At 33.0% G+C, this 18,986-nt stretch carries 15 protein-coding genes and 1 pseudogene; 12 read left to right on the top strand and 4 right to left on the bottom strand.

Features of this window, described 5'->3' with window-relative positions:
- The first annotated feature begins 21 nt into the window (after positions 1-21).
- The 4 genes and pseudogenes from VOI25_RS03100 to VOI25_RS03085 all read left to right on the top strand — a co-directional run.
- The gene (locus VOI25_RS03100; RefSeq protein ID WP_323787492.1) at positions 22-795 is read left to right on the top strand and encodes a hypothetical protein; all 774 of its coding nucleotides are present in this window, start codon (positions 22-24) and stop codon (positions 793-795) included.
- A gap of 24 nt (positions 796-819) precedes the next feature.
- Positions 820-1,473 (top strand): hypothetical protein, encoded by a 654-nt coding sequence (locus tag VOI25_RS03095; RefSeq protein WP_323787490.1) that lies wholly within the window; start codon positions 820-822, stop codon positions 1,471-1,473.
- Positions 1,474-1,652: 179 nt separating this feature from the next.
- Complete coding sequence (locus VOI25_RS03090; protein ID WP_323787489.1) at positions 1,653-3,062, top strand: hypothetical protein; 1,410 nt, start codon at positions 1,653-1,655, stop codon at positions 3,060-3,062.
- 864 nt (positions 3,063-3,926) lie between these two features.
- A pseudogene (locus tag VOI25_RS03085) lies at positions 3,927-4,118 on the top strand (thrombospondin type 3 repeat-containing protein); the annotation flags it as partial.
- A 114-nt stretch (positions 4,119-4,232) separates the two neighbouring features.
- On the opposite strand, the gene VOI25_RS03080 reads toward VOI25_RS03085, so the two are convergent.
- Positions 4,233-6,080: a cation:proton antiporter gene (locus VOI25_RS03080; RefSeq protein WP_323787488.1), complete on the bottom strand. Its 1,848-nt coding sequence runs from the start codon at positions 6,078-6,080 to the stop codon at positions 4,233-4,235.
- Between the two features lie 136 nt (positions 6,081-6,216).
- Between VOI25_RS03080 and VOI25_RS03075 the strand changes: the two genes are divergently transcribed.
- The 8 genes from VOI25_RS03075 (at position 6,217) to VOI25_RS03040 (ending at position 16,714) form a co-directional block, all read left to right on the top strand.
- A complete protein-coding gene (locus VOI25_RS03075; protein WP_323787487.1) occupies positions 6,217-7,065 on the top strand; it encodes a universal stress protein in 849 nt (282 codons plus the stop codon).
- On the top strand, positions 7,062-9,257 hold the full coding sequence (locus VOI25_RS03070) for a SulP family inorganic anion transporter (RefSeq protein WP_323787486.1): 2,196 nt from the start codon (positions 7,062-7,064) through the stop codon (positions 9,255-9,257). Before VOI25_RS03075 ends, VOI25_RS03070 begins: the two co-directional genes overlap by 4 nt.
- 51 nt (positions 9,258-9,308) lie before the next feature.
- The gene (locus VOI25_RS03065; RefSeq protein WP_323787485.1) at positions 9,309-10,169 is read left to right on the top strand and encodes an MBL fold metallo-hydrolase; all 861 of its coding nucleotides are present in this window, start codon (positions 9,309-9,311) and stop codon (positions 10,167-10,169) included.
- Position 10,170: 1 nt separating this feature from the next.
- Complete coding sequence (locus VOI25_RS03060) at positions 10,171-11,787, top strand: S8 family peptidase (protein WP_323787484.1); 1,617 nt, start codon at positions 10,171-10,173, stop codon at positions 11,785-11,787.
- Positions 11,788-11,809: 22 nt separating this feature from the next.
- The gene (locus VOI25_RS03055) at positions 11,810-13,678 is read left to right on the top strand and encodes a M1 family metallopeptidase (protein WP_323787483.1); all 1,869 of its coding nucleotides are present in this window, start codon (positions 11,810-11,812) and stop codon (positions 13,676-13,678) included.
- A 95-nt stretch (positions 13,679-13,773) separates the two neighbouring features.
- Entirely contained in the window at positions 13,774-14,151 is a 378-nt protein-coding gene (gene rnpA / locus VOI25_RS03050) for a ribonuclease P protein component (RefSeq protein WP_323787482.1), read from the top strand.
- Between the two features lie 12 nt (positions 14,152-14,163).
- Positions 14,164-15,801, top strand: a complete 1,638-nt coding sequence (locus tag VOI25_RS03045; protein ID WP_323787481.1) for a S41 family peptidase — start codon at positions 14,164-14,166, stop codon at positions 15,799-15,801.
- Between the two features lie 64 nt (positions 15,802-15,865).
- The gene (locus tag VOI25_RS03040; protein WP_323787480.1) at positions 15,866-16,714 is read left to right on the top strand and encodes an OmpA family protein; all 849 of its coding nucleotides are present in this window, start codon (positions 15,866-15,868) and stop codon (positions 16,712-16,714) included.
- On the opposite strand, the gene VOI25_RS03035 is transcribed toward VOI25_RS03040, so the two are convergent.
- The 3 genes from VOI25_RS03035 to rpiB are packed head-to-tail and all read right to left on the bottom strand — an operon-like array spanning position 16,711 to position 18,510.
- Positions 16,711-17,154: a GNAT family N-acetyltransferase gene (locus VOI25_RS03035; RefSeq protein ID WP_323787479.1), complete on the bottom strand. Its 444-nt coding sequence runs from the start codon at positions 17,152-17,154 to the stop codon at positions 16,711-16,713. The genes VOI25_RS03040 and VOI25_RS03035 overlap by 4 nt on opposite strands.
- A gap of 6 nt (positions 17,155-17,160) precedes the next feature.
- Positions 17,161-18,072, bottom strand: coding sequence for a cation diffusion facilitator family transporter (locus tag VOI25_RS03030; protein WP_323787478.1), 912 nt, complete (start codon positions 18,070-18,072; stop codon positions 17,161-17,163).
- 3 nt (positions 18,073-18,075) lie between these two features.
- A complete protein-coding gene (gene rpiB / locus VOI25_RS03025; RefSeq protein WP_323787477.1) occupies positions 18,076-18,510 on the bottom strand; it encodes a ribose 5-phosphate isomerase B in 435 nt (144 codons plus the stop codon).
- Between the last annotated feature and the right edge of the window lie 476 nt (positions 18,511-18,986).

Genomic DNA, 18,986 nt, shown 5'->3' with positions numbered 1-18,986 from the left:
TATTAACCAATCCTTTATACTATGAAAACAAAACTTCTTTTTTTAATGACATTTGCGTTCTTTTTAATAAATAGCGCTACACAATTGCAGTCTCAAAATTTATATGAGAATGAAATCACTTTTCAAGACTTAGATATTGCCTCAATATCTTCACAAACAATAGACCTTAAATCGTATGAAGTCAATATTGATGATTATGAATTAGATTATAGTGTTGAAAATGCCCCTAAAAGTATTACTCAAAATGATGCACAAGTAAATGCTGTTGCTTATGCGCTAAGTATGGTAGCTTTTGGAGTTGGATTTGGGTTTACTGAATTTGAAACGCTTTGGTGTATTCATGCAGAGTACTATTTAAGGCTCGCCCTCTTTACCAACTCTGCCATATATGCAGCATTAGGTGCAGGATATAATAGTATAAATGGGGATAATTTTACCGCCAACATATTAGATGTCACCTTAAAATTATTAATGTTTGCGGCACTTGTAAAACGATACCAACAAGTAAAATTTCTGTATGGCATATTTGGAAGGTATGGCTTTGGAAGTGAAAAATTCAATGATGGATTTAAAACAGACTTCACTAGGCTTGTTGTTGGTTTAATTGTCGGATTTCAAATTCTAATATCACCTCAATGGTCATTTATGATACAAACCAGCGTGCTCAATTACCAAGAACAAATTAGAAAGTATAGTGGAATTGAAATAAAAGATAATACGACTTGGGGATTAATAAACAAGAATAACATTCTTGCTTTTTCTTTGGTTTACACTTTTGCAAATTCTAAGCGATAAAAAATAAATTTAAAAACCCTTATTATGAAAACAAAAACTTTTTTTTCAAACCCGCTAACCTATATAATGTTAGCAATTATTGCAACAAGCTTTTCTTGTGCGCCAATACATAGATCTAATTTAACCGTGACTCCGTCTTCTATAGATTCTGTTGAAGATGAATGGGAACAGTTTTATGCTGGAGGAAGTGCTGGATATGGTTCAAACACAAGCGAGGACTTTACAACTTCTTCATTTTGCTTTGGAGCGGAATTAATGTATAATTTTTTTGGAGACGATAATGGAGCGCTGTATGGAGGAATCTTTGGAAACTATAATTCTTCAAGTTCAGACAATGTTGATGAAAGCCTTATTCGAGGAGGACTAAGAGGTCGATATTTTGATCATGTTATACCTTCTAAAAGGCTTCAGGCTGTCTATGGAATTGATCTCTATGCCGGAAGTGGTCAAAGAGAGTTTTCAATGGCTAAAGATGATGTAACTGTAACAGGAGGCTCTGCAGTAGTGGGTTTAAACCTAAACTTTGAAAACAACCTTTCTTTGGGTCTTGAAGCACCTGTTTTTAATCTATGGAATGAAACATACAAATATGATGGTGGAGAAATTGATGTTAGTAATACCTCATTTGGATTAAACAAAAACAATATTATAATGGCTTATTTGCGATTTGGCTTTTAAGCTAAAATCAAGGATAGTTATGAGACACAGTTTTTAAAATTGATTATTTGGAATTGGTCTTAAACAGGAGAGGTTTTGGCTTCGGTTGAAACCTCTTTGTTTTAAAAAAACCCGACCGGCCTTTTTTCACTTTCAGAACAGGAATTATAAAATCATATATCAACCAAAATTCACATATTATGAAAACCATAAAAAGAACAGCTGTACTAGTTTGGCTATTAGTCATAACTCCATTTCTACTCATTGCACAAGAACAAAAACCCATGGATGGTTATGAGGTTACTGATGATGACTATAAAATTCAAGCTAATAACATGGATCAAGTCTATATTAAATTAGTCCAAGAGGCTAAACTAGAACAAAAAACGAATTCCAATTTAAAATGTCCAACAGATCAATTTACAAGTATGGCTGATGACGTACTAAAATCGGTAATTAAGAAGGTAAAACGAAACCAACTCACATTTATTAAGCCTACAGACTATGCTACTGAGTTTGCGGTTCCAAAATATATGTTGTCAAATGAATTTGAAAAATATAAAGGCGATTTCAAAACTATCAGTGATAAAGCTTTAAACGCATTTAGTAATACAAATAATTATGGAGATTTCGTCCTTGAAACAACTGGTAAAGATGTTGGTAGTTTCACTAAAAAAGAAAATTTAAGTCTAAATATTTTTTATAGTCTATTAAAAAAAACGACGACATCAGAAAAAATTCTGAATGATGGCTTTTTTACATCAACAGTGGAGTTATCAGGAAATTGTAGAATTGAATGGGAACCTAGAGCAAAAATTATAAAGTTTGAATATCCCAATATTACGACTGAACTAAAGATTAAAGTTTATACATCATGTGATTGCTCTAAAAAGAAAGGTAATAACGAAATAAAGAGTGGATATTTAGAATACGTTGCAACAACTAAAGGAATATATACAGCATCAACGGTTACGTTTGGAGAACTGATTAATCCAAAGATTAAAATTACCTCTATGGAGTGCTGCCCTGAAGAAGTTAAAATGGAAGAAGAACCAACGAAAACTGCTCTCGATGAGGATGAAGGTATAAATGACCTCATGCCAGCTCAAACTATTGGGTTTGGTGCTGGTGCTGGTTTTAGTCAAGATTTTGATGAAACCACCTTTTGTGTTTCGGCTGAGTATTTGTACCTGTTAAACTCAAGTGAATATAAGGGTTGGTACGTAGGAGCGGAGGTCTCGCATCAAAACACAAGTTTTGGGGATTTTAAATCTAATAAGACTATGGCTGGAGGAAAACTTCAATATAATATTTCAGGGATTCCTAGTGGTGAAACACAATTTGTCGCCGGAATAATGGCTAATTATGCCTTTGGAAGTAATGAAAACAATGGGTTTAACGATGATTTTACTGGAACTGTATTTTGTGCCTATGGAGGTGTAAACATTAGAGTTAGTGAAAACTGGTCAGTTGGTGCGCAATTTCCTTTTTTGATTTTTGAAAACTACACATTTAAACCTGAAGGTGGTGGAGAATTTAAAACAGATGCAACTTCTTTGTTTATTAATAAGGATAACCCATTAAAAATAATTATAAGAAGACGGTTATAAAATTATCAAGGAAATAAATTGAAGCATAGTAATTGAGGCTTGAGCTTCGGTTGAAACCTCTTTGTTTTAAAAAAACCCAACCGACCTTTTTTAGCTATTAGAACAAGAATTATAAAAACATATAGCAACCAAAATTCACATATTATGAAAACAAACATTTTTATTTTAACTATTCTCTTAATCTGTTTAGGAGGACTTATGACAATGCAAGCCCAAGGCCTTTTCAATTTGGCAACATTAGATCAAGATGATGATGACATTACTCGGAATCCCTGGTCTCTTAGCTCAGATTTTGATGCTCGAGATACGTTTAGTGATGGTGTAGGATGGGCAAATTATACAGCTGGTGCTGGCGTTGGGTTTGGTTGGAGCGATAACGAAGGGAACAGCGAAACATCTGTTTGTTTTAATGCGGAATTTTTAGCAAAAGTTATAGGAGGTGATCAAAATCGAAAAGGAGCAGGATACCTTGGTGCTTTTATGAAATACCTAAATGGAAATAGTGAGAATGTTGATGAAAGTACTGTGGAGGCTGGAGTAAAGTTTAGTTATTTTGATTGCATAACACCGCTTAATGAAGTGCAATTAATATATGGCGTAAATGCATCTTTACTAAAAGGTTCACTTGACTTTTCTGGGTTTGAAGAAGATGTTTCTGGTTATCGAGTTAGCGCATACACAGGCGTTAACTTTAAAATTAGTAATAAAGTTTCTATTGGTGTTGAGGTTCCGGTTCTCTCTTATCTAAGCACAACATATGAAGCTAATGGAACAAAGTTTTCGGAAGATTTATATTCAGCCGCAGTAAATAAAAACAACCCAATAACAGCAACTGCAAGAATAAACTTAAGTCGAAACATAGCAATAAAATTTGGAGGAAAAGACACTGATGGTGATGGTATTTATGACGAAGATGATGCTTGTCCGGAAATGCCTGGACTTCCTGAGTTTAATGGTTGTCCTGATACCGATGGTGATGGCATTGAGGATGTTAATGATGAATGCCCAAATCAAGCTGGTTTAGCTGAATTTAATGGATGCCCAGACCCTAATGGGTGATTTCTTTTAGATAAAACTTATGGTTACTTTTAAATAATCATAATTTGTGGAGATCCCTTGCTTTGCTTCTGTAAAGTGAGGGTTTACCATTATGCGCCATGTTTAAATTGTTTAATCCTCGTTAGCAACCTCTTCAACATCAAAAGGTTTACCTAAATACACAAGCTTACATTTTTCTCCAATATTTTCAACCTCCGTATTATACGACGAGATAATGTGTAATTCGGAATCATCATCTTTAAAAAATAGGGGAATCATATCATTATCGCTATTCGTGATTTGAATCAGATTTTCATAATGTTCTTTATTATTAATTTCTATCTCTTGTATGGACGGAAATTTACGTGTCACTTCAGTTAAGCGATTATAATCGTCTGTATGAGAAAACAAACCTTCTTTTGGGTTGTTTTCAGGGTTATTCATTTCAATAGTGCTTACTAGTCTAAATGATCCATTCTCCCCAAATTGTTTAGAAAACTTATTAATGGCATACTTATTAATATCACTATTCCCAGTCATGGCCATTAGGTATCCAACATCATTTAATTCTATGTTATCCGTCAAGGTTTCTGAATAAATATTAGTATTAAGTGCTTCCAATCCTAATTCATTAGCTTTATCAATGTTGTTTTGATTACTATCAATAAGAACCACGTGCCTTCCGTTAGATTCTAAATAATGCCCTAATAGTCGTGAAACTTTAGAAGCTCCAACTATTAAAATCCCATCAGATTTCGTTAAAAACACACCAACCATTTTAGCAAATAAGCGAGCTGTTGTTGCATTGAGCAATACCGTACCCAGAACAATCATAAACACTAAGGGTGTAATATATTCAGCACCTTCAACACCTTGTTTTAAAAGCTTACTACCAAATAGCGAAGCAATACCAGCAGCTACAATACCACGTGGTCCTACCCAGCTTACAAAAAGTTTTTCATTGAGTTTTAATTTGGATCCTGAAGTACTTATAAACACAGCCAGCGGTCTAATTACAAAGACAACGATTGCAAACAAAGCAGCTGTTTTCCAGGTATATAACAACATTAAATCTTCAATATTTATATTGGCAGCAAGAAGAATAAACAGAATGGAAATTAAAAGCACACTTAGCGATTCTTTAAAATAAAGTAATTCTTTTATATTTTCTAATTTCCCGTTTCCTAATACCATTCCCATAACAACTACTGCTAATAACCCAGATTCGTGGGCAAAAACTTCCGATTCGACAAACACTAATAATACGGTTGATAATGACACCACATTTAATAAGTAGTGTGGAATCAATTTTTTGTTGATTGCGAAGGCTAAAGCGTGTGCAAATGTGAATCCGAAGGTCGTACCGAAAAGGATAATTTTCCCAAACTCTAACAAAGCGGTCTTTGTAAAACCACTATCTCCTTCGACACTAATAAACTCAAAAACCAAAACGGCAACTAGCGCTCCTATTGGATCAATTAAAATTCCTTCCCACTTAAGAACCGTTGAAATATCTTTTTTAAGCGGGATATTTCTTAAAATAGGTGTAATTACTGTAGGTCCAGTTACAATAATTAAACCCGAAAACAAGAATGACAAATCCCAACTTAAGTTAAAAATGAAATGTGCAACAATTCCAGCCCCAAAAAATGTTACTGCAGAACCCAAAGTAATCAACTTAGTAATTACTGGGCCAACGTTTTTAATTTCGGAACGTTTAAGAGTTAGGCCACCTTCGAATAAAATGATACTAATCGCTAATGACACAAAATAATAAAGTGCTTCTCCCGGAAAAAGACCTTTTTCACCATTCCAAATTGGTTCTATCCATTTAGTTCCATCTTCAGATAAAAACTCTGCAGCAATTGGTCCAACAAGTAAACCGATAAGGATTAATGGAAGAATTGCAGGTATTTTAAGTTTCCAAGCTACCCATTGTGCTAATATGCCTAAGATGATAATTCCAGCTAATTCTAACATGTATCTAAAATTTTGAAAGCTAAAGGTAAATCAATTTTAACAACTTAAGAAACCACAAAATCATCCTTCATGGCTTATTACTTTAGTAAGCTCAAAAAAAATACTAACTTACCATCGAAATTGATTGTAATAGCACTTGACAAAAACTAATTTTAATACTATTGGAATAGGGGTTGCGTTTTCTCCTAACCTAAAAGCAAATATTTACGAAGCAGCAAGGCTGTCTCTTTTTTTTGAGAGTAAATTAGTGCTTATTCATGTAGGAGAAACATCTTCAGAAAAAGAGCAGAAGCTTCAAGAGATTTTAGCAACATTCATAGATCAAAGCCTCAACTACGAGATTGTGTTTAAAACTGGTGATCCGGTTGATGTCATATTATCTATATCTGAAGAGAAAAAAGTAAGTTTATTAATATTAGGTGCTTTACAAAAAGAAAATTTTGTACAATATTATTTAGGGACTATTGCTAGAAAAATTACTCGCCAAGCCAAATGTTCAATTTTATTACTTATTAAGCCGTCTGTAGAAAGAGTGCCCTGTAAACATATTGTTGTAAATGGCTTAAATGACCCAAAGACAAAACAAACTGTTTCTACAGCTTTTTATGTGTCCTATAAATTGCAATCCAAAAAAATTACTATCGTTGAAGAAATCACAAAACAAGAAGTAGCTGTAAGTGTTGATGATGATAAATCCCTTAGAAAATCTGCAATTATGAAGGAACGCATAAAAAGACGGGAAGACTCTCGTGTGAAACAAATTATTTCTGAAGTTCCAGATCATTTTAAAACAGGACTACAAACAAAAACACAATCTATTTTTGGCAAAAGAGGCTATAGTATAGGTCATTATGCTCAATTTGTAAGAGCCGATTTATTGGTCATGAATGCGCCATTAAAAACAAGTTTTTTAGATCGTTTATTTCCACATGATATTGAGTATATTTTATCAGAATTACCAACAGATGTATTAATAATTAGATGACGCCAAAAAAGAATAACATATCACTCTTTTTTAAGCAACTTCCAAAAAACATCTTTTCTGGATTTGTAGTGAGTTTAATTGCCTTGCCTCTTGGTTTAGGTCTTGCTATGGCAAGTGATGCTCCAGCAATAGCTGGTGTGATTACTGCTATTGTTGGTGGAATTATTGTATCAATATTAGGTGGAAGTCATGTCACCATTTCTGGACCAGGAAATGGATTAGTTGGTGTGACATTAGTTGCTATTACCACTCTTGGTTTAGAAACAGCTTATGCGGCTATTATTTGTTCTGGTGCCTTACTCATGCTGCTTGGTTTTTTGCGTTTGGGGAATTTAGCAGATTTCTTTCCTTCATCAGCCATTCAAGGCATGCTTGCTGCCATTGGTTTAATCATTTTAGGCAAGCAGTTTCATATCATGTTTGGCCATAAGATTTCTAGAGAAAACACTATAGATTATCTTATTGAAATTCCCTATACGATTAATGATGCCTTACATTACGAAAATACCGGGTTAATTTACGCTGCAGGCGCAGGAGTTATAAGTCTTTTGATAATGGTTTTCTACTCTAAAATCAGAAACAAATATTTACAACTGATTCCGGCTCCAATGTGGATCGTTCTTTTGTCGGTTGGTTTTAGTTATTATTTTGAATTGGTACTACACGAAAATAACCCAATTGCTAAAGATTATATGATTCCAGCAATACCTTCATTTTCTGAAATTACAACAGAACTACCTAAGATATCCTTCAAAGGGGTTGGTAGCTTAGCGTTTTGGGGTAGTGTCTTGTCACTAACTTTAATTGCTAGTATAGAATCGTTGTTAAGTATAAAAGCTGTAGATAAATTAGATCCAGAAAAAAGACGTTCTAATGTAAACCGAGACTTAAAAGCTCTTGGAATAGGAACCATTGGAAGTGGGTTTTTAGGTGGTTTAAATGTTGTAACTGTTATTGCAAGAAGCTCTGTGAATGTTAATAATGGTGGTACTAATCGTTCTTCAAACTTTTCTCATGCGATTTTTCTTGTGATTTTTATCGTATTGTTTAGTACTCAATTGACAAGGATTCCGTTGCCAGCATTAATGGCTATATTAGTATACACTGGCTATAAGTTGGCGTCTCCAGATCTAATAAAAAAGATTTTTTCAGTAGGTAAAGAACAACTTATTATCTTTTTTGTCACGCTTCTAACAACCCTAAAATTCGGATTAATTTCTGGAATATCTGCTGGTGTAATTATTACAATTTTCATCCACATCATCATTAATAAAAATATCGCTTTATTTTTAAGAAATTGGGTAAAACCAAACGTATTAATGTTTAGAGAGGATGACGAAAAATCTAACTATTATGTAAGTGTTAAGCATTTTTGCACCTTCGCCAATTTTTACAGATTAAAACAAAAACTTGATGCTATTCCAGAAGAAAATGATGTAATTGTAGATTTCTCATTGTGTGATTTTGTTGATCATACAGTTATGGAAAACCTTAATAATTATCAAAGCACATTTACCAAAAAGGGAGGTCATTTTGATATTATTGGTTTAGACATGCATGATGCCGATTCAAAACACCCTTTTGCACTTAGAAAAATAGTTGCAGTGCCTAAACTCTTTGGTTATAATTTAACTGGAAGGCAAGAAAACCTTGAAACCATTGCAAATGATTACGGACTGATCTACAGCGCAGAAAAAAACAAAGACACTGGTTTTTTAGATCCTTTTCTGTTTTTTAAAGTGAAGCAAATCAATCATATTTATAATGAATTAATTGAAAAAGATAAAGACTATAAATTATTTGATATTGAATTTTCTGAAGGCGAATTTATAGCTAAAGAAGTCATTAGAACTTCAATGCTTCATATTGCCTTAAATACAACTATTCCTGTATTCACACTTGATAGAGAAAGTTTAATTGATAAGGTTTATGCTTTAGCAGGATTTTCCGATATCAATTTTGATCATCATCAAGACTTTTCTAAACGTTTTCATTTAGTGGGCGAAGACAGAGCGGCTATTAAAGCATTATTTAATGATGATTTAATACATTTTTTTGAAAGTAATCCGTATTACCATATAGAATCCAATGGAAACAGCTTGCTTATTTTTAGTAAGCAACGTTTAGCAAGCACGAAAGAAATAAAAGCGCTTTTAGATTTCGGAAAGCGCTTAAAAGGTGTTATATCTTAATAAACTCCTAAAACTTATCGTGTTCAAAACCATATTTACTAATTTGCAATTATGAATTTATATCCAATAAACGCTGGTAATTTTAAACTTGATGGTGGAGCCATGTTTGGTGTTGTGCCAAAATCTCTTTGGTCAAGAACCAATCCTGCTGATGCTAATAACATGATTGATATTGCAGCTCGATGCTTGTTAATTGAAGATGGAAAGCGATTGATTTTAATTGATACAGGAATGGGAAATAAACAAAGTGATAAGTTTTTTGGTTATTATTTCCTTTGGGGAAATGATACTATTGACAGTTCTCTTAAGGCTCATGGTTTTCATCGTGATGACATTACCGATGTCTTTATGACCCATTTACATTTTGATCATTGTGGTGGAAGTATACAATGGAATAAAGATAGAACAGGTTATGAACCTGCTTTTAAAAACGCACAATTTTGGAGCAATAAAAATCATTGGGATTGGGCTACAAAACCTAATAAACGCGAAAAAGCATCTTTTTTAAAAGAAAACATTTTACCAATGGAAGAAAGCGGACAATTAAAATTCACATCACTTCCAGAATTAGATGTACTAAAAAATTCAGAATTAGGTTTCGATATCTTTTTTGCCAATGGTCATACCGAAAAACAAATGATTCCAATGATTCAATATAAAGGAAAAACTATTTGTTTTATGGCAGATTTATTGCCTACTGCTGGGCACTTACCGATTCCGTTTGTAATGGGTTATGATACTAGACCACTGCTAACATTAGATGAAAAAGATAAATTTCTAAACTTAGCGGCAGATCACAATTATTATCTGTTTTTAGAACACGATGCACACAACGAAATTATTACAGTTCAGCATACTGAAAAGGGTGTTAGACTTCAAGATGTCTACACTACAAATGATATTTTTAATTAATATGAAAAACAACATAAGATCTTTTGCTTTCCAATTTTGCTTTGCATTACTACTTTTTAGCTGCGGAAGCTCCTCAGGTATTATTTCTACACCTGTTGAAAATATAGATCATTCGCCTTTAAAAGAATCACCATTAACAGAAATCGAATTAAAAACATGGTCCCATTTAGATTTAGTTAATGACACAATACCAGGAATGAGTGTTGAAAAAGCATATACAGAAATCATAAAAAGTAAAAAAGGAAAATCTGTAATAGTAGCAGTAATTGATTCTGCAACTGATATTGATCATGAAGATTTAAATGATGTATTGTGGACAAATACAGATGAAATTCCCAACAACGGACAAGATGATGATAACAATGGTTATGTAGATGATATTCATGGCTGGAATTTTATTGGTGATACATATTATGAACAATTTGAATATGTCAGGCTATTAGCTTCAGGTGATCGAAGCAATCCACGTTATGTTGATGCAGAAAGGGAATACAGTTTAGAATTTCAAAAGTATTCCCAGCTTAAAATACAATCTTCACAATTGTTACAAGATGTTATCGAAGCAGATAAAGCAGTCTCAAACCATTTAAAAAAGAAAGATTACACTAAAGAAGATGTCTCTACTATTAAAACCGAAAACAAGGCCCTTCTAGACGCAATTGGATTAGTGAGTTATATCTTTAGTCTAGATAATTATGATAGTGTTGAGTCTTTTAAAGAAGCTGTTGAAGGTGATTTAGTAACTATTAATACACGATTAGATTATCACTTAAATAAAAGTTTCAAAGGCAGAAAAACTGGTGATAATCCGTATGATATAACAGATATTGGCTATGGTAATAATAACCCAAGACCTACGGTAAAAACCGAAAGTCACGGAACTCATGTAAGCGGTATCATTTTAGCTGAACGCAATAACAATATAGGTATAAAAGGTGTTGCCAATAACGCTAAACTTATGGCAATTCGTTCTACACCAAATGGTGATGAGTACGATAAAGACGTCGCTTTAGCTATTCGTTATGCAGCAGATAATGGCGCAAAAATCATTAACATGAGTTTTGGTAAATCGTTTTCACCTAATAGTAATTGGGTACATGATGCTATAGTTTATGCTGCTTCTAAAGACGTACTTATTGTTCATGGTTCTGGAAATGATGCGCATGATATTGATGAACATGAAAATTATCCCAATGATGTAAATACCTCTGGACAAGAAGTAGCTGATAATTTTATTACCGTTGGTGCACTTACGCCTAGGTATGGTTCAAGTATGGTGGCCGACTATTCTAACTACGGAAAAATTAACGTTGATATATTTGCTCCAGGTTCTGAAATTTATTCAGCATTACCTGAAAACGAATACAAACTACAAAATGGGACATCAATGTCTGCACCAAATGTAACTGGTGTTGCTGCTTTAATTCGATCTCAATTCCCGAAATTAACTGCATCTCAAGTAAAACAAATTATTATGGATTCTGGGTTACCAATAAACGCCAAGGTAATCGTTGGTAAATCAGGAACTATAAAAAACCTTACTAAAATCTCAAAGTCAGGAAAAATTGTTAATGCGTATAACGCACTAATTATGGCTGCAAAAATGTCAAATCAATAACTCTTATCTATAATCCCTACTTATGAAACATGTCTTTGTTTTAATACTTTGTTTTTCTCTTTTTGCTTCAAAAGCATTAGCTCAAATGCCGCAAATGGTTTATAAAACAGATAACTATTGGCAACAACAAGCCGACTATGTTATGGAAATTAACATGGATGTCACGACATATCAGTTTAATGGAAAACAAAATATTGTTTACACAAACAACTCACCCGATGTCTTACATAAGGTCTTTTATCACTTGTACTTTAATGCGTTTCAACCTGGAAGTGAAATGGATGTGAGATCACTTACTATTGCAGATCCAAGTCTTCGTTTAGTGAACAATGTTGGTGAAAAAGAAAATCCTATTTATGAAAGTAAAATTGCTAATTTAAAACCTAATGAAATAGGTTATATAAACGTAAATTCATTGCTTCAAAATGGTAAATCACTGCGTTATGAAGTTGTAGGTACTATATTAGAAGTGAAACTAAATCAGCCTATTCAACCAGGAGAACAGGTACAATTCGATATGCTTTTTAGTGGACAAGTGCCAGTTCAAACTCGTCGATCAGGAAGAAATAATAAAGAAGGTGTCGCTTTATCTATGTCGCAATGGTATCCAAAACTTGCAGAATATGATGATGAGGGTTGGCATGCGTATTCATACATTGGCAGAGAATTTTACAGCGTTTGGGGTAATTACGATGTAAAAATCACTATTGATAAGGATTACATAATTGGCGGAACTGGCTATCTACAAAATGCGAATGAAATTGGCCATGGTTATGCTTCAAAAACCATTGAAACAGATGGTGATAAGCTTACCTGGCACTTTTTAGCACCAAATGTTCATGATTTTACTTGGGCTGCAGATCCAGACTACAATCACGATACCTTAAAAGTTGAAAATGGTCCATTACTTCATTTCTTCTATAAGAACACAATGGCTCCAGAAAAAATAGATAATTGGAAGCAGCTTCAACCCAAAGCCGCTAAATTAATGCGATATTTTAGTGATTTAGTTGGGATCTATCCTTATAAACAATACTCCATAATACAAGGAGGTGATGCAGGTATGGAATATGGAATGTGTACATTTATTAGAGGTGAAGCTGAACTTGAAAGCATGTTTAGGTCTACTGTATCACACGAAATGGCACATACTTGGTTTCAGTTTTTATTAGCGAGTAATGAAGCCAAACACGAGTGGATGGATGAGGGTTTTGCAACCTATATTGAATACAAGGCAATGGACGACTTTTATAACGAAAATAAAACTAATCCTTGGGAGAAATCATATAAGCGATATTTAGAAACAGCCAGCTCTGGTCTAGAGGAACCACAAACTACGTATGCAGATAAGTATGAATTAAATAGTAATTATAGTGCTGCTTCTTATCATAAAGGTTGTGTATTTCTAGCGCAATTAGGCTATATCATTGGTGAAGATAATTTAAGTAAAACCATTAAAAAGTATTTCGCTGATTTTGTGTTTAAACATCCCAAACCAATTGATATTATTCGTACGGCTGAAAAAGTTTCAGGACTTGAACTTGATTGGTATTTAATTGATTTTACACAAACCACAAACACTATTGATTATGCCGTCAGGAGCATTGATAAAAAAACAATTACTTTAGAGCGTATTGGACTTATGCCAATGCCATTGGATGTTACTGTGACTTATTTAGATGGAACATCTGAGAATTTTTACATTGCGTTACGACAAATGCGAGGTGAAAAACCAACCTCTGCAACACTACTTAAAGATTGGGCTTGGGTGTTTCCAACTTATACTTTTGAGGCTTCAAAAACTGTTGAATCAGTTCAAATTGATGTGTCAGGTTTAATGGCAGATTTGAATCACGAAAATAACCATCTGTCCATAGAAAAAAAGCACTAAGTCCAGTTTTATAATAAATTATAACAAATGTTTGGTTTTAGTGTGCTTTTAGTATCTTGGCTGCAACATCCAAACTTGAGGTTCAAAAGCATTAAATGTCGTTTTCATACTCAAAAAAAGAAAAACTAAAAAGTCAGAAGTTGATTGAACAACTATTTTCTGAAGGAAAATCCGTGTCTGCTTTTCCGCTTCGAATGGTGTATTTAAAAACGGAGTTTGAAGATGGTGTGCAATTTAAAACAGGTGTCTCAGTGAGTAAACGAAATTTTAAAAATGCAGTGGATAGAAATCGTATCAAACGCTTACTTCGGGAAGCCTACAGGCTTAATAAAACCATATATTTTAACAACATTTTGGGGTCTTATGCGTTTATGATTTTGTACATTAGTAAAGATGGAACAGATTTTGATTCCATAGAAACCAAAATGAAACAACTTTTAGATACTTTTTCTAAAAAAGTGTCCCAAAACTAAATGCCGAAAATAATGAAAAGAATACTACATAAACGACTTCTCATTCCGCTACTAATGGTCGCCATATTTTTTGGAGGAACCGCTTTTAAGAGCGATTTTTTTGAAATTGCTAAACAAATTGAAATCTTCACAACCGTGTTTAAAGAGCTCAACATGAATTATGTTGATGATACCAATCCTGGTGATTTAATGGATACAGCAATTAAAAGCATGCTTGCAGATTTAGATCCTTACACCAATTATTATAATGAACAAGATGTTGAGGCCTCAAGAATTAATAATTCTGGAGATTATACAGGAATTGGTGCTAATGTATTAACGCTTAAAGATAAGTTAGTTATTGTTGAGCCATATAAAGATTATGCGGCTGATAAAGCTGGTTTAAAAGCTGGTGATGAAATAATTAAGGTAGATAATGTAGTGGTTGCAGATTTTAAAGATGATGCTGGAAACCTACTTCAAGGTGCTGCAGGCTCTGAAGTTAAATTGACTTATAAAAGACAAGGGAAAACAGAAACAACAACTATAAAACGTGAGGCTGTAGAAATAAATGCAGTGCCGCATTTCTCAATGATTGATGAGGAAACTGGTTATATCGTTCTTAGAAAATTTACACGTAAAGCCTCAGGAGAAACCAAAAGCGCAGTTAGAGCGTTAAAAAATCAAGGTGCTAAGCAACTTATTTTAGATCTTAGAGGAAATCCAGGTGGTTTATTAACAGAGGCTGTTAATGTCACAAATATTTTTGTTCCGAAAGATCAATTGGTAGTAACAACAAAATCAAAAGTAAAGAAATATAATAAAACCTATTATACTCAAAAAGAACCTGAAGATCTTGACATCCCTGTTGTAGTGCTTATCGATGGAAGTAGTGCTTCTGCAAGTGAAATTGTTGCTGGCGCACTTCAGGATTTAGATCGAGCTGTGGTTATAGGTACTCGAAGTTTTGGAAAAGGATTGGTTCAACGTCCAAAACCATTAATCTATGGGACACAAATAAAAGTTACTATTTCACGCTATTATACGCCTTCTGGTCGTTGTATTCAAGCGTTAGATTATTGGAATAGAGATGAAAATGGTAAAGCCACTAGAACAAAGCGAGAAAATTATAATGCCTTTAAAACTAAAAAAGGAAGAACTGTTTATGATGGTGGTGGTGTGCAACCAGATTTAGAATTAGAAGCTTCGAAACAAAGCCCAATTACAAGCGCGATTTTAGCTGAAAATTTAATTTTCAAATACGCAACAGACTACTATTACAGTCATCCTGAACCAGCTGATGTCACACAATTTGAATTACCAGATTCAGAATTTTCTGGGTTTAAAAATTTCTTAAAAAATAATAATTTTAATTTCGAAACTAAGGCAGAAATAGCCTTTGCTGAGGCATTTTTAGTTGCTAAAGAAGAGAAAATCGGTACTGCTATTGATTCAGATTATGAAGATTTATTAAATGCTTTAAATACATATAAAACTCAAGCTATTGATGCTAATAAAACTGAATTATTAGCGTTATTATCAGACGAAATCGTTAAACGATATTTTTACAGAGAAGGGCTTTATACGTATTATAAAGCTACTAATTCTGAAATTCAAAAGGGAATGGAAATTCTTAATTCGGCCTCTAATTATCAAGGTTATTTGGATTAAGTACTTTAGATTTTGATATAAGAATCAAAATAGACTATATTAGAAATTCGGTTGTAATTACAGTATGAAGAAAATACCACTTATAATAGTATTCTTAAGTTCGTTTTTGTTGGCCCAAACAAAAATTAAAACCCATGAGGTGTATTTCGAAACCGATCAATTTGAAGTGCCTCCAACCGAACACTATAGGTTGCTTTTATTCTTATCTGAAATTGAAGGTCTTGACATAAAGAAAGTATCTATTTATGGGTTTACTGATGATAGAGGTAGTGATTCATACAATTTAGTTCTATCACAAAATAGAGCTAACGGGATAAAAACTATTTTTTCTAATAATGAATTTGACGAATCCATCATAACTAATGTTGATGGAAAAGGTGAGGTGCTTTTAAAACTGGTTAAAGAAGAGGATATTCACAAAATTAGAGGACTTAATAGAAAGGTTGAAATTATTGTTGAACCTTATAGTCCGCCTCGAACTAAAAAAGTTGTTGCCGAAAAACGCAAAGTTGAAGATATAATAAAAGGCGAATTAAAAGCAGGTGATAAATTTACCTTAGATAATATCCTGTTTAAGACTGGTTATAGTAAATTATTACCTGAATCTAAATCAACTCTTGAGAGTTTAGCTCAAGCACTCTTAGAGCGAAAAGACATCTATTTTACCATTCAAGGTCATGTATGTTGTACCCAAAATAGTAGAGATGCTATTGACAGACAAACTAAAAAACGGAATCTTTCGGTAGCAAGAGCAAAATTTATTTACGATTATTTAGCTAAAAAAGGAGTTGATAAACGCAGAATGAAATACGTTGGTATGCGACGTAAATTTCCTTTAGGAGGTGAACCAAAATTTGACCGACGTGTTGAGGTTTTAGTGACTTATGTAGGAACTGCAAGTCAACGAAATTAATTTCTAAGCATGGCAATGTGAGGTATACCATCTTCAAGGTACTCCTCTCCTACTTCAAAAAACTCTAAATTATTATAAAAACGTTTTAAATACGTTTGTGCCGATATTTTAATGGTATCAGTGTGATAATAATTTTTAACCGCCTCTATTGAAGCGTTCATAATATCATAACCATATTGGTGATGGCGTTCAGAATGTTTAACCACTACTCTACCAATGCTTGCTTCTTCAAAATAATAACCTGGTTTAAAAAGTCTGGTATAAGCCACAACGTTTTTACCTTTATAACCTATAACATGTATTGCCTTTTGATCTTTTCCGTCGATATCCTGATACACACAATCTTGCTCCACAACAAAAACTTCACTTCTTAGTTGAAGTAGATCATACAGCTCTTGAGTTGTTAATTCTTGAAAGGTTTTTATTTTTATATCCATCATAATGTTTTAATCCTGTACAATGACATCTTTAGAATCAGTTTTATTGAATTCTGGTTGAATGGTAACATGGTTAATATCAAACATATCATGTAACAACGTTTCTATATCACGAAGAACGTTATCAAACTCATTTATGCTAATATTTTCTTTTAAATCTAAATGCGCTTCCAAATGCAATTCATCATCATTTAGGCACCACACATGAACATGATGTAATTTATTAACTCTTGGTAATTTATTAACCACTCTAACCACTTCTTTAATATTAATTTGTTCTGGTGTGAAGAGCATAAGAATTTTAGTGGATTTTTTTAGAAGATCATATCCTACCCAAATCAAATACAGAGCAATTAAAAATGTTAACACACTATCTACCCAAAATAATTGATAATACTTCATCAATAAACCACCAATTAATACAGCAACACTAGCCATCATGTCTGTTAATAAATGTAAATATGCCGAACGCATATTGAGATTGGACTCCGCCTCTTTTTTTAACAAAAGAACACTTAATCCATTGCCTAGAATAGCAATTAAAGACAACCAAATAACTAAATTTGATTCAATAGTTTCAGGGGTTTTAAACCGTTTAATAGCTTCTATAATTAGTAAAACAGCAACAATTACTAACGTTGAAGCATTTATAAATGCTGCTAAAATTTCAGCACGTTTGTAACCAAAAGTACGATGAATTGATGCTTTTTGCCTTGATAGTTTTGAGGCTATATAGCTCACCACAAGCGAAATAACATCGCTAAAATTATGAAGTGCATCACTCAATAAAGCTAAACTTCCAGAAACAATACCACCAATAACTTGTGCTACCGTAATTAGAATATTTAATAGAATAGAAATTACTAAATTTCTATCTTTTACTTGTGAATGCGAGTGCTTATGAGAATGTGAATGGCCCATTTTTTAGCATTTCACTGGTATTTTGTCCACGCGGTTTTGATGACGTCCGCCTTCAAATTCTGTATTTAAAAAAGTATCTACAATTTGAATCGCTTGTTGTACAGCTGTAAAACGCGCAGGAATACAACATATATTAGCATTATTATGTTGTCTTGTGAGTTCTGTAATTTCTTTTGACCAACAAATACCAGCTCTAATTTTTTGGTGTTTATTTGCAGTCATAGCAACACCATTAGCACTTCCGCAAATTAGAATTCCAAAATCGACTTTTTTATGAGCGACATCTTCAGCAACAGGATGCACATAATCTGGATAATCAACACTATCATTTGTATTTGTTCCGTAGTTATTAACTGTAATACCTTTAGCCTCTAAATGTGCTTTTATAGCTTGTTTATACTCTGTTCCTGCGTGATCGTTACCTATAGAAATAGTCATAGTTATGAAGTGTTGTTTAAAAGTATAAAGTTAATAATTGCTTATAAATAATCCGAAGGATAAAACACATAGTTATTCATAATACCTAAGTTTATAATTGAGCTAGAATTCTTGGTGACGAAGCATTGTTAACTAGTCCTATGATTTGAACTCATTACTTGTTCATATCTTATCTTAAATACTTAAAACTTTTATTAGGATTATAAGAGAATTTTTCCAAACCAAAACTAAAATGAAATCACCTAAAAAGTTAACTGTTTTTTGTAGCGAAGTTATGAGCATCCAAATACTGAGATACCAACATAAAAACATTAAATACTTATTAAATATGCGTTGTCAACATGGGTTATGAACAGCTGTTAATAGCTTTATAAATATGCTTTAAAATGAGATATTTAGATATAAAATTCATGTTCATTACTTATTCATCGAATTATATAAGTTATATATCAAAACAAAGTATCATAAAGTTATAG

The sequence above is a fragment of the Psychroserpens sp. genome, from assembly GCF_034670085.1.
Taxonomy (GTDB): domain Bacteria; phylum Bacteroidota; class Bacteroidia; order Flavobacteriales; family Flavobacteriaceae; genus Psychroserpens.
Note: the sequence above shows the minus strand (reverse complement) of the source record. Positions and strands in the feature narration are given on the sequence as shown.

Bases quoted from the DNA above. Each gene is read 5' to 3' on its own strand.
- VOI25_RS03100 (WP_323787492.1), top strand. From the start codon at position 22: ATGAAAACAAAACTTCTTTTTTTAATGACATTTGCGTTCTTTTTAATA.
- VOI25_RS03095 (WP_323787490.1), top strand. From the start codon at position 820: ATGAAAACAAAAACTTTTTTTTCAAACCCGCTAACCTATATAATGTTA.
- VOI25_RS03090 (WP_323787489.1), top strand. From the start codon at position 1,653: ATGAAAACCATAAAAAGAACAGCTGTACTAGTTTGGCTATTAGTCATA.
- VOI25_RS03080 (WP_323787488.1), bottom strand. From the start codon at position 6,080: ATGTTAGAATTAGCTGGAATTATCATCTTAGGCATATTAGCACAATGG.
- VOI25_RS03070 (WP_323787486.1), top strand. From the start codon at position 7,062: ATGACGCCAAAAAAGAATAACATATCACTCTTTTTTAAGCAACTTCCA.
- VOI25_RS03065 (WP_323787485.1), top strand. From the start codon at position 9,309: ATGAATTTATATCCAATAAACGCTGGTAATTTTAAACTTGATGGTGGA.
- VOI25_RS03060 (WP_323787484.1), top strand. From the start codon at position 10,171: ATGAAAAACAACATAAGATCTTTTGCTTTCCAATTTTGCTTTGCATTA.
- VOI25_RS03055 (WP_323787483.1), top strand. From the start codon at position 11,810: ATGAAACATGTCTTTGTTTTAATACTTTGTTTTTCTCTTTTTGCTTCA.
- rnpA (WP_323787482.1), top strand. From the start codon at position 13,774: ATGTCGTTTTCATACTCAAAAAAAGAAAAACTAAAAAGTCAGAAGTTG.
- VOI25_RS03045 (WP_323787481.1), top strand. From the start codon at position 14,164: ATGAAAAGAATACTACATAAACGACTTCTCATTCCGCTACTAATGGTC.
- VOI25_RS03040 (WP_323787480.1), top strand. From the start codon at position 15,866: ATGAAGAAAATACCACTTATAATAGTATTCTTAAGTTCGTTTTTGTTG.
- VOI25_RS03035 (WP_323787479.1), bottom strand. From the start codon at position 17,154: ATGATGGATATAAAAATAAAAACCTTTCAAGAATTAACAACTCAAGAG.
- VOI25_RS03030 (WP_323787478.1), bottom strand. From the start codon at position 18,072: ATGGGCCATTCACATTCTCATAAGCACTCGCATTCACAAGTAAAAGAT.
- rpiB (WP_323787477.1), bottom strand. From the start codon at position 18,510: ATGACTATTTCTATAGGTAACGATCACGCAGGAACAGAGTATAAACAA.